The sequence below is a fragment of the Microbacterium sp. 18062 genome (assembly GCF_902706225.1).
In the GTDB taxonomy this organism is placed as follows: Bacteria; Actinomycetota; Actinomycetes; order Actinomycetales; family Microbacteriaceae; genus Microbacterium.
The window spans coordinates 1-10,778 of record NZ_CACSKB010000082.1; the positions used below are offsets into that span (position 1 = coordinate 1).

Annotated in this window: 10 protein-coding genes; 1 reads left to right on the forward strand and 9 read right to left on the reverse strand. The window is 73.3% G+C overall.

The window, feature by feature from the left end:
* Positions 1–127 precede the first annotated feature (127 nt).
* Positions 128–682 (forward strand): GNAT family N-acetyltransferase, encoded by a 555-nt coding sequence (locus GVL03_RS18175; protein ID WP_159502425.1) that lies wholly within the window; start codon positions 128–130, stop codon positions 680–682.
* Positions 683–930: 248 nt separating this feature from the next.
* Here the strand turns inward: GVL03_RS18175 and GVL03_RS18180 are convergent, their stop codons facing one another.
* The 9 genes from GVL03_RS18180 to GVL03_RS18220 form a co-directional block, all read right to left on the reverse strand.
* On the reverse strand, positions 931–1,116 hold the full coding sequence (locus tag GVL03_RS18180) for a hypothetical protein (protein WP_200847236.1): 186 nt from the start codon (positions 1,114–1,116) through the stop codon (positions 931–933).
* 203 nt (positions 1,117–1,319) lie between these two features.
* On the reverse strand, positions 1,320–1,817 hold the full coding sequence (locus GVL03_RS18185) for a GNAT family N-acetyltransferase (protein WP_235038232.1): 498 nt from the start codon (positions 1,815–1,817) through the stop codon (positions 1,320–1,322).
* A 34-nt stretch (positions 1,818–1,851) separates the two neighbouring features.
* A complete protein-coding gene (locus GVL03_RS18190) occupies positions 1,852–3,270 on the reverse strand; it encodes an MFS transporter (protein ID WP_159502426.1) in 1,419 nt (472 codons plus the stop codon).
* Positions 3,267–4,370, reverse strand: coding sequence for an LLM class flavin-dependent oxidoreductase (locus GVL03_RS18195; protein ID WP_159502427.1), 1,104 nt, complete (start codon positions 4,368–4,370; stop codon positions 3,267–3,269). The genes GVL03_RS18190 and GVL03_RS18195 overlap by 4 nt, the downstream gene beginning before the upstream one ends.
* Complete coding sequence (locus GVL03_RS18200; RefSeq protein WP_159502428.1) at positions 4,367–5,242, reverse strand: DUF1684 domain-containing protein; 876 nt, start codon at positions 5,240–5,242, stop codon at positions 4,367–4,369. Before GVL03_RS18200 ends, GVL03_RS18195 begins: the two co-directional genes overlap by 4 nt.
* Positions 5,243–5,257: 15 nt before the next feature.
* On the reverse strand, positions 5,258–6,628 hold the full coding sequence (locus GVL03_RS18205) for an NtaA/DmoA family FMN-dependent monooxygenase (RefSeq protein WP_159502429.1): 1,371 nt from the start codon (positions 6,626–6,628) through the stop codon (positions 5,258–5,260).
* Between the two features lie 19 nt (positions 6,629–6,647).
* On the reverse strand, positions 6,648–7,895 hold the full coding sequence (locus tag GVL03_RS18210) for an LLM class flavin-dependent oxidoreductase (RefSeq protein ID WP_159502430.1): 1,248 nt from the start codon (positions 7,893–7,895) through the stop codon (positions 6,648–6,650).
* Between the two features lie 178 nt (positions 7,896–8,073).
* Positions 8,074–9,387 carry an allantoate amidohydrolase gene (locus GVL03_RS18215; protein WP_159502431.1) on the reverse strand — a complete coding sequence of 438 codons (1,314 nt, stop codon included), beginning with the start codon at positions 9,385–9,387 and terminating at the stop codon, positions 8,074–8,076.
* On the reverse strand, positions 9,387–10,571 hold the full coding sequence (locus tag GVL03_RS18220; protein WP_200847237.1) for an alanine--glyoxylate aminotransferase family protein: 1,185 nt from the start codon (positions 10,569–10,571) through the stop codon (positions 9,387–9,389). Before GVL03_RS18220 ends, GVL03_RS18215 begins: the two co-directional genes overlap by 1 nt.
* Between the last annotated feature and the right edge of the window lie 207 nt (positions 10,572–10,778).

The following is a 10,778-nucleotide window of genomic DNA, read 5'->3' on the forward strand; positions in this document are numbered from 1 at the left end:
CGGCGGGGGCCGGCGGCGCGGGCGCGGCGGGTCGTGCGGCCGCGGGCGGCTCGACGGCGGGCGGTGCGGATGCATCGGTGGGGGCGGGCGCGGCGGTCGGCGCGGTGCACGCGTCGACGGGCGCGGCGTGAGCACGGTCGAGCGCGCCGCGACCGAGGCGAGCGGCGACGCACGCGGCTTCGACATCCGGCCGGTGCGGCCCGAGGAGCACGAGGCGGCGGGTCGGGTCACCGTCGAGGCGTACACCGCGAGCTACGGCGATCTGACGGAGGAGTACGTCGCCTCCCTCCGCGACGTCGCCGGGCGTCTGGGCGAGGGCGACGTGTGGGTGGCGGCCGACCCGGACGGCGTCGTCCTCGGCACCGTGTGGGTCGCACGCGAGGGGCGTCCGCTCTCGCCCGTCGCGGAGCCGGGCGAGACCGACTTCCGGCAGCTGGCGGTCGCGCCATCCGCCCGCGGTCGCGGTGTCGGCGAGGCGCTCACCCGCCACGTCATCGCCCTCGCCGCCGAGCGCGGCTCGCACCGGGTCGTGATGAACAGCGGCCCGCAGATGCTCGGCGCCCACGCGCTCTACGCGAAGATCGGGTTCCGGCGCCTGCCGGAGCGCGAGGGCCCTCTCGAGGTCGAGCCCGGACACTGGATCGACCTGCTCACGTTCGGGATCGACGTCGCGCCGCGCTGAGTGCGGGCGCATCCGTGTCGGAGTGAGCGTGACCGCATCCGCGTCGACGCGATGCACCCGATATCCGGGTTTGCAGCGTTCGTGTGCGTAGGCGACATCGCGGATCTGCTCGCCGTCGTGAGGTGCGAAAGCTCGGTCGCTGAGCGAGCGTGGCGAGACGAAGCGCCCGCGCGGAACGGGTTCCGCGCCTGGGTCGCTGACGACCAGCGACGGACTCGAAGGCCCTCCGCCTCGCGGAGATGCTCGGGTCAGCGGGGCAAGCGCGCAGAGGCGGTGACGATCCAGTCGCGCTGACGGCGGGTCTCGACGGCTCGGGGGTGGTAGTTCGCGCGGACCCAGCCGACGGCGCCGTCGGGCTCGATCCCGCTCATGACCGCGAGAAGGGCGATGGCGGTGCCGGTCCTGCCGATCCCGCCGCCGCAGACGATCTCCACGCGTTCGGACAGGGCTCGGGGCCGCGGGTGCTGGGGGGCCGCGGGTGCTGGGGGCCGCGAGACTGCATGTGGGCCGCGAGACTGCATGTGGGCGCCGAGACGGTGGGGTTTCCCCACGGTCTCGGCGCTCCGTTGCAGTCTCGCGGTCCGGCACCCTCGCAGGCGCCCTCGCGGAATCCCTCCGGGGCGCCCGCGGGACGCACCTACTCCGCGAGTACCTTCTCGTAGCAGAGCGAGAAGTCGTAGGCCGTGTACGGATCGAAGATCGCGATGCGCGTGTACCCCAGGCGCTCGTACAGCGCGACGGCCTCGGGCTGCCGATCGCCGGTCTGCAGGATGAGGCGGGATGCACCGAGCTCCCGGGCGATCCGCTCGAGCTCGCCCATCAGGAACCGACTGGCACCCGTCCCCCGGGACGCGGGCGTAATGAACACCCGCTTGATCTCGAGCTCGTCGCCGAGCCGGCGGAGCGCCGCGTGGCCGATGTCACGGCCGTCCGCATCCGTCACGACGACCGTCACGACGATGGTCGTCGGATCGATGCCGAATGCACGGCCGGCCGCCTCTTCCTCTTCGGGGCTGCGCCCGCCGAACCGATCGGCGTACCGCTCGCCGATGTCGTCGTCCATCGCCTCCCGCAGCGCTACCGCGCGCGGATCGTGCCACTCGACCTCGAGGAGTCGCCAGGGTCGTGCCGTCACCCCTCCAGTATCGCGGCGGCGGACGGCGCACCGGTCACCCCGTGGCAACGTGGGGTGACGGCGGCCTCCGGAAGTCCCGCCCGAAGGCCGCCGCGGCGGAGACGGCCGACGCGGCCACGCAGATCAGCACCGCGCCGCGTAGGGACTCCGCCGTCGCCTGCCCGCCGGCGCCCAGCAGCAGCCCGGTCGCGAGCGCGACGAAGAAGGTGGCCGACAGCCGCTGCGTCAGCTGCAGGAACGACGCCGCCACCCCGTGCACCGATGCCGGCGCGAACGACAGCGTGACCGCCCGCAGCGGCGGTTCGACGATGCCCGAGGCGACGCCCGCCGCTATCTGGATGACGGCGGCCGCCGCGAACAGCGCCCAGCCGTCCCAGAGGAGCGCCGCCCCGGCCAGAACGGCCAGGAACACGGTCTGCGCGATCGTCGCGTACCCGACGATCAGCGCGCCGTGCCGCACGAACAGGCGGTGGGCGACCCGGGCGGCCAGCATCCGGGCGAGCGCGCTCGGCACGAGCGCCAGGGCGATGACGAGCGCGGGGATCCCCTGGTCGAGAAAGGTGACGGTCGTGATCGTGCCGACCGCCAGGATGCTGCCGAACCACAGGAGCGCCACCACGTTGCCGGTGACGAATCCCCGCGAGCGCATCAGCGCCGGCGCGAACAGCGGCAGCCGCCCGCGGCCGGCGTATCGGCGCTCCCACCAGACGAGCCCCGCCACGAGCAGTCCGCACACGGCCACGATCGCGACGATCGCGGGCGCCGGCATCCCCGGATCGATGACCGGCCGAGTGACGAGCACGGCCAGCGCCCCGAGGGCCAGGATGCCGACGACGTCGAGGTCGACCGCTCGCCGCGTACGGGTGTCGCGCGGCAGCCCGCGCAGGCCCAGCACGATCGTGGCCGCCGCGAACAGCACGGGGATCAGCAGGACGATCCGCCACGCCACATCGGGCGGAACCGTCTGCAGGACGATGCCGGTCACGACGGGACCGACCACGGCGGCGAGCGCTCCCGCCGCCGTGTACGCCGCGAGCGCGCGCACGCGCTCGTGACCCCGGTAGAGATCCTGGATGACGCCCAGCACCTGCGCGCTGATGAACCCCGCGCCGAAGCCCTGCACGAGACGGCCGCCGACCAGGAGCACGCCATCGAACGCGGCCGCGGACAGCACTCCCCCGACCAGGAAGAGCACAAGCCCGCCGAGGAACAGCACCCGCCGCCCGAACGCATCGCCGAGCCGCCCCGAGGGCACGAGACCCAGTCCGAAGGCCAGCGAGAAGCACGCCAGGTACCACTGCACACCCGCCGTCGACAGCCCGAGCGTGGCCTGCACGTCGGGCGCGGTGAACGCGACGACCGAGGCGTCGACCAGAGTGGTGAACCCCGCACCGAGACAGCACCACAGCGCTGCGCGCGCCCCGCCCCGGTCGCGCGGCGCGGGGTCCGTCACCGTGCGATCGCCGGGGCGGCCGCGGCCGCGGAGCCCTCCGCGCGCGTGCCGAACGGGTCCGCGTCCGTCCAGAGCGTCGTGGGCAGCTCGCGCCGCAGCACCGGGATCACCTCCGTCGCGAATCGCTCGAGGATCTCGAGCTGCTGCGCGAAGGGCACCGTCGTCGGCAGGCTGATCGACTGCAGCGAGTGGCCGAGCCGCTCGTGGAACCGCCCGATCTTGTCGATGACCTGCTGCGCCGTGCCGACGAGCACCGGCCCCTCGGCGACGGCGTGCGCGATGTCGCGGTACGGGGTGTTGTTGCCGGGCACGTTGGTCGCCGCGACCAGGGCGTCGTACACGGGCCCGTACTGGCGCACCGCGTCCTGCGAGGTGTCTGCGAGGAACAGCGCCCCCGCTCCCGCCGCGACGTAGTCGCGCCCGGGCCCGTGGCCGTGCCGGGCGTACTCCGACCGGTAGTGGTCGACGAGCACGCCGTAGTTCTCCAGCGGCTGGATGGCGTTCGCGCTGAACAGCGGATCGCCGAACCGGGCGGCGAGGGCGGCCGAGAAAAGGGTCGTCGCCGAGCCGTGCCAGACCCGCGGCGGCCCCGCGAAGGGACGCGGCAGGGTCGTGACGTGAGCCAGCGGGCGGGTGAGCTCGCCCGTCCACGAGACGTCCTCCTCCCGCCACAGACGGTGCAGCAGCGCGTACTTCTCCGCGAGCAGCTCCCACTGGTCGTCGATGTCGTAGCCGAAGAGGGGGAACTGCGCGACCTCGTTGCCCTTGCCTATCGTGAGCTCCAGCCGGCCGTGCGACAGCTGATCGATCGTGGCGTAGTCCTCGGCGACGCGCACCGGATCGAGCACCGGCAGCACGGTGACACCCGAGTTGAGCCGGATGCGGCTCGTCCGCGCCGCGATCGCGCCCAGCAGCACCGTGGGCGCCGAGGAGAGGAAGGGACCTGCGTGGCGCTCTCCGATCGCGACCGCGTCGAAGCCGAGCTGCTCGGCGCGCACCGCCTGCTCGACGGTCTGCGCGAACCGTTCGGCAGGCGTCACCTGACGCCCGGTGAGCGGATCCGCGCGGTACGGGATGATGTCGAGCAGCTGGAACCTCACGCGGGCGCCCCCACCGACGCGTCGGCGACGACCCGTCCGAGCGGGGTCTTCTCCCCCGCCTCGATGCCGATCGGCAGCCGGTTCTCCGCGGGCGGCAGCGGGCACGTGGCGAAGTCCGTGTATGCGCAGGGCAGGTTGACCGCCCGGTTGAAGTCGATGACGGTGCGGCCGTCCGCATCCGGCGCGGGCACCGTCACGCTGCGGTTCGCCGCGTACGTCGTGAGCCCGCTCGTCGCGTCGGTGAACAGCACGAGCAGGTCGCCCTCCCGGCGCCCGGGGAGCGCCAGGAGACGGAACGCCTCGCCCCGGAACGTGAACTCCAGGTATCCGGGGGCCGCGTAGACGTGCAGCAGGCCGTCGACCGCCGAGCCGACCTCGGTCGCGCGGGGTGCCGCGAACTCCACGAACGAGGCGTCCACCCGCCAGCGCGGGTTCGGCACGTAGGTCGGGGTGCCGGCGTACGCGGCGAGGTAGGCGTGGTCGGCGCGACGCGGACGGACGATGTCGTGACCGCCGCGGCGGGCGATCTCGACCGCGCCCTGCACGTCGCCGTCCCGGAACGTGAGCGTGTACCCGCCGCGCTCCGGGATCGGGCCGAACGCGTGGCGGCCGCGCACCTGCTGCCCGTCGAGCTCGAGAACCTCGCCATCGGCGAGTTCGACGAGCGGCCCCTCGGGCCCGGTGCTCCAGCGGCCGGGGGCATCCGGCAGCGCGATCTCCTCCACGCCGAGCCAGTAGAGCCCGGTCACTGCGAGGAAGCCGAGCAGATCGGCCCGCCGCGCCTCGTGGGCACGGTGCCAGTCCTCCCAGTCGCGGCCGAACTGCGCGCGGTCGACGCCGCTGCCGACGGGGTTCACGGTGGGTGCGCTCATGCCAGGCTCCTCGTGTCAGGCCGTCGTCGCGAGCGCCTGGGCACGCCCCGGGATCGGAAGCCCGAGGTTGCCGCGGAGCGTCGTCGCCTCGTACTCGGTGCGCAACGACCCGCGCTCCTGGAGGAGCGGCACGACGCGATCGACGAACTCGTCGATGCCGCCGGGCGTGACGTGCCCGCCGAGCACCACGCCATCCGCGCCGTCGTTCTGGATGAACGAGTCCAGCTCGTCGGCGACCTGCTCGGGCGTGCCGATGTAGTCGGCGCGCGCGGACACCTCGGCGACGACCCCGCGGATGCTGAGCCCCCGCGTCTCGGCCAGCTCCCGCCAGCGGCGCACCGTGTCGAAGCGGTCCTGGTGGATGAAGGCGCGGCCCTGGATGATCGGCGGCGCCTCCGGGTCCGGCTCGATCTCGGGCACCGGCCCGTCGAGGTCGTACGCCGACAGGTCGCGGTTCCAGAGCTGCTCGATCAGCACCTGCACGGCGCGATCGCTGAGCTGCTGCTCGAGGATGTGACGCGCCTTCTCCTGCGCATCCGTCTTCGAGTCGCCGAGGACGAACCCGGTGCTCGGGATGATCTTCAGGTCGTCGGGGTTGCGGCCGTGCGCGCGGGCGCGGGCCTTGATGTCCGCGTAGAACTCCCGCGCCTCGGCGAGACGGTGGAACGGCGAGAAGATGAGGTCGGAGTTCGCGCTCGCGAAGTCGCGGCCCTGCGGCGAGACGCCGGCCTGCACGATGATCGGGTGCCCCTGGGGGCTCCGGGGCACCGTGAACCGCCCCTCGATGTCGAACTGCTCGCCGTGGCGGGCGAACGTGCCGGCATCCGCGTCCGCGAGGAACACGCCGCTCTCCTTGTCGGCGACGACGGCGTCCTCGCTCCACGAGTCCCAGAGGGCGCGCACGGCGCCCACGAACTCCTCGGCGCGGGTGTAGCGCTGGTCCCGCGAGAGGAAGCCGCCACGGCGGAAGTTCTGCCCCGTGAAGGCGTCCCAGCTGGTCACGACGTTCCAGCCGGCACGCCCGCCGGACAGGTGGTCGAGGCTGGCGAGCTGACGGGCGAGCTCGTAGGGCTCGTTGAAGGTCGCGTTGAGCGTGCCGACGAGGCCGATGTGATCGGTGACCGCCGCGAGGGCGGCGAGCACCGCGAGGGTGTCGGGACGGCCCGCGATGTCGTGCTCGAAGACCCGGCCGGCGCGCTCGCGCAGCGCCAGTCCCTCGGCCAGGAAGAAGTAGTCGAACCGGCCGCGCTCGGCGGTCTGCGCCACCTGCCGGAACGTGTCGAACTCGATCTGGCTGCCCGCATCCGGGTGCTCCCAGAGGGTGTGCTCGTTGACGCCGCCGACGTACGCGGCGAGGATGATCTGCTTTCGGGGTGCCGTGCTCATGACAATGCTCCTGATCTGCTCAGACGGCGACGGCCGCGTACCGGTTCGGGACGGTGGCGGGAAGGCCGAGCCGGCCTCGAAGGCTCTCTGCAGGCTCGGCATCGGATGCGGCGGCGTCGCCGGGGACATCGTCGGCGACGCCCGCGGGGAGGAGCCCGCGGCGGACGAGCTCGGGGACGACCTCGCCCGCGATCCGCGGCAGGTCGTCGGTCGCGACGCCCGGCCGCAGCCGCACCCCGGCGTAGCCGGCCGCGACCAGCTCGCCGACGGCGTCCGCCAGCTGCTCGGCGGAGCCCGCGAAGATCCGGGTGTCCGAGGCGACGGGGCGCCCGAGGGCGTCCAGCCGCGCGACGCGGGCGGATGCGGTCTCCCCCTCGCCGTCGAGGAACACCACCAGATCGGCGTAGACGTGCAGCGGCTCGCCCTCGCGCCCGACCGTCTCCTCGGCGGCGCGCACCTCGGCGAGCACCCGCGGCACGTCCTCCGCGTCGATCGGCGTCACGAAGACGAGATCCGCCGAACGGGCGGCGAACAGATAGGGGACCTCGGCATGGGCGAGGGCGGCGACGACGGGCTGCCCCTGCGGGGGCCGCGGGGTGATCGCGGGCCCGCGCACGCTGAACCACTCGCCCTCGAAGTCGATGCGGTGCACCTTGTCGGCGTCGAGGAAGCGGTCGGTCGCGACGTCGCGGATCTCGGCGTCGTCCTCCCAGCTGTCCCAGAGGCGGCGCACCGCCTCGACGACGTCTGCGGCCTCCGCGAAGATCGCGTCGACGTGCGCCTGCAGCCGGGGGTCGCCGGGGCCGGTGAACCCGGCGATCTCGCGACGGCCGAAGTGGCGCGCCTCGTCGCTGCGCGCCGACACCTTCGGCTGCCAGCCGGCGCGGCCGAGGCTCGTGTAGTCGAGCGTCGCGATGCCGGTGGCGACGTGGAAGGGCTCGGTGTGCGTGACGGTCGCGGTCGGGATGAGCCCGATGCGGGACGTGACCGGGGCGACGCGCGACGCGATCAGCACGGCGTCGAGCCGGCCCCGCACCTCGTCGATGCGGTCGTCGGGCGCGAAGGGATCGCTCGACTGCACGGCGAAGGAGTCCTCGATCGTGACGAAATCGACGCCGCCGTCCTCGGCCCGGCGCACGAGATCGACCCAGTACTCCGGCGTGAACAGCTCGCGCGGCCGCGACGACGGCTCCCGCCAGGCGGAGGGATGCCACCCGGCGCCCTCCAGGGCGATGCCGAGTCGAAGGCGGGGCGGGTTCGCGGTCATGATGGGTGCTCCTCGTGCGCTGCGGATGCGGAGATCCCCAGCTTGACCCCCACGGCAGCGGTATCGGGTGCCGGGCGTCAACCGCCGTCACGGCGCTTCACGCGCCGTAACCTGCGGAATGCCCCGGCGCCCCCGCATCCGCCCGCCACGAGCCGCCCCGCCCCCTCTGGGTTGAGCGTCAGGAGCGGCGGTCTGCGGCGAGGTGCAGCACCGAGTCGGCGAGCGCCCGGATGCCGAGGGCGACGTCGGATGCGGACACCGCCTCGTCCGGATGGTGGCTGATGCCGTCGGGGTTACGGAGGAACAGCATCCCGACGTCGGCGATCGCCCCGATCGACATGCCGTCGTGCCCGGCGCGGCTGAAGATGACCGGCGGCTCGTCGCCGCCGGAGGACCCGGCTCCGACGATGCCCTCGCGGACGACGTCCTGGAGGAGCGGTGCGCACATCACGGCGGCCGCGTTGTGCACCTCGCGGGCGTGCCAGCGCAGTCCCCGCCGACCCATGATCGCGTCGAGGTCCCGGGTGAGGGCGTCCCAGACCCGGTCGCGCTCCCCGTCGAACTCGCCGCGCAGATCGAGCGAGAACCGGGCTTCGCCGGGCACGATGTTCACCGCGCCGGGGAAGGCCTCGAGCTGTCCGACGGTGCCGATGATGTGATGCTCCTCGCGGCAGATCCGCTCGACGGCGAGCGCGGCCTCGCTCGCTCCCAGCAGAGCGTCGCGACGCATGTCGTAGGGCGTGCCGCCCGCGTGCCGCGCCTCGCCCTCGACGACGAGCTGGAAGCGCCGCGCGCTCGCGATCGACGAGACCACGGCGAGCGCCTCGCCCCGCCGATGCAGCTCGGGGCCCTGCTCGATGTGCGCCTCGAGGTAGCCGACCAGCTCGTCGGGGCGCCGCGCGGCCTCCCCGATGCGCGCCGGATCGAGCCCGAACTCGAGGAACGCCTGCCGCAGACTCGTGCCGGCGGCATCCGTCAGCGCCCACCAGTCGTCGGCCCAGAGGCCCGCCACCGCGGAGGATCCGAGCAGCGCCTTGCCGAACCGGGTGCCCTCCTCGTCGGAGAAGGCGATCACCTCGATCGCGAAGGGCAGCGGCACCCCGAACCGGCCGTCGCCGATCGGGACGCGCAGCAGCCGGGCGATCTCCAGCCCGATCAGCACGCCCGCGATCCCGTCGAAGCGTCCGGCATCCGGCACGGTGTCCAGGTGCGATCCGATGACGAGCGCGGGGGCGTCCGGGTCGAGCCGGTCGCCGACGATGCGGTCGAGGCGACCGATCTGGTTGCCCGCCGCATCCTGACGCGTCCGCATGCCGAGCTCGCGCATCCACTCCGCCGCGAGGCGGTTGACGCGCGCGTGCTCGGGCGAGAGGTAGACGCGCTCGATGCCGCCCGGCATCGCCGTGACGCGCGCGAGCTCATCGCAGCGCGCCATCACCCGACGCGCCGCCGACGCGATGCGGTCGGGATCGGCCTCGAGCAGCGCCGGCATCAGCCTCGACCCGCGAACACGTCGGCGGCCGCCTCGACGCCCGCGCCCGCCGGCACCGCGGCTCCGAACCGGCGCAGGATCGCCTCGAGGGCGGCGAGGGTCGTGAGCACGGCGTCCTTCCGCGCGTTGTAGCCCATCGTGCCGATGCGCCACACGCGGCCGTGGAGCGGACCGAACGAGGTGCCGATCTCGATGCCGAAATCCTCGAGCAGCGCCTGGCGGGCGGCATCCCCCGGCACGCCCTCGGGGATCTCGACCGCCACCACGTTGTTCATCTTGTGCGCGACGTCGCCGAACACGACGAGCCCCAGCGCTTCGACGCCCGCGAGCATCGCGGCCCCGGCGACGCGATGCCGCTCGATGGCCGCATCCCGCCCCTCGAGCAGCAGCACTCGCGCGCACTCGCGCGCCGCGTAGAGCATCGACGTCGCCTCGGTGTGGTGGTTGAGGCGGCGCGGACCCCAGTAGTCGAGGATCATGCCAAGGTCGAAGTAGTTCGAGCGGACGAAGTCGGATGCGGACGCATCGCCGTCCTCGCGGATGCCCGCCTCGATCTTCGACCGGGAGCGCACGACCTCGACCGCGCGCTCCGAGAGCGTGAGCGGCGCCGAGCCGCTGGGGCCGCCGAGGCACTTCTGGAGACCTGCGGTCGCCGCATCCAGCCCCCAGGCGTCGGCCTCGAAGTCGTTGCCGCCGAGCGAGGCGGTGGCGTCGGAGTAGAAGAGCACGCCGTGCTTCGCGCAGATCGCGCCGATGTCGCCGAGCGGCTGGTTCATGGTGGTCGACGTGTCGCCCTGCACGAGCGCGAGGAGCGTCGGCCGCACCCGCACGATCGCCTCCTCGATCGCGGAGGGCGCGAACACCTGCCCCCACGCGGTCTCGATCGTGTGCACCTCGGCGAGCGCGCGCTCGGCGATCTCGGCGAGCAGGTGCCCGAACCGCCCGAACACGGGCACGAGCACGCGGTCGCCGGGACGGATGAGGGACACCAGCGCCGCCTCGATGCCCGCGCGCGAGGTGCCGTCGATGAGCACGGTCGCGTCGTTGGTCGTGCCCCACACCTGCCGGTAGAGCTCCTGGGTCTCGCCCATGGCGTGGGTCATGAAGGGGTCGTACTGACCGACGAGCGGAGCCGACATCGCGCGCAGCACGGAGGGGTACGCGGAGATGGGGCCGGGGCCCATGAGCAGACGTGCCGGCGGGTCGATGGGGCCGGGGATGGTCACGCCGCATCCCTCCCCTGCGGACGACCCCATGCGTCGATCATCCCTTCCTCCCGAACCCACCTGTTGTTGTCGAACCCATACGTTTCAGCGCGCAGGAACGTGTGGGATGGCGTCGAAGGTGTGGGTTCGGCGTCGGATGCGGGAGGGAGGGGCAAGGCTGTCTCT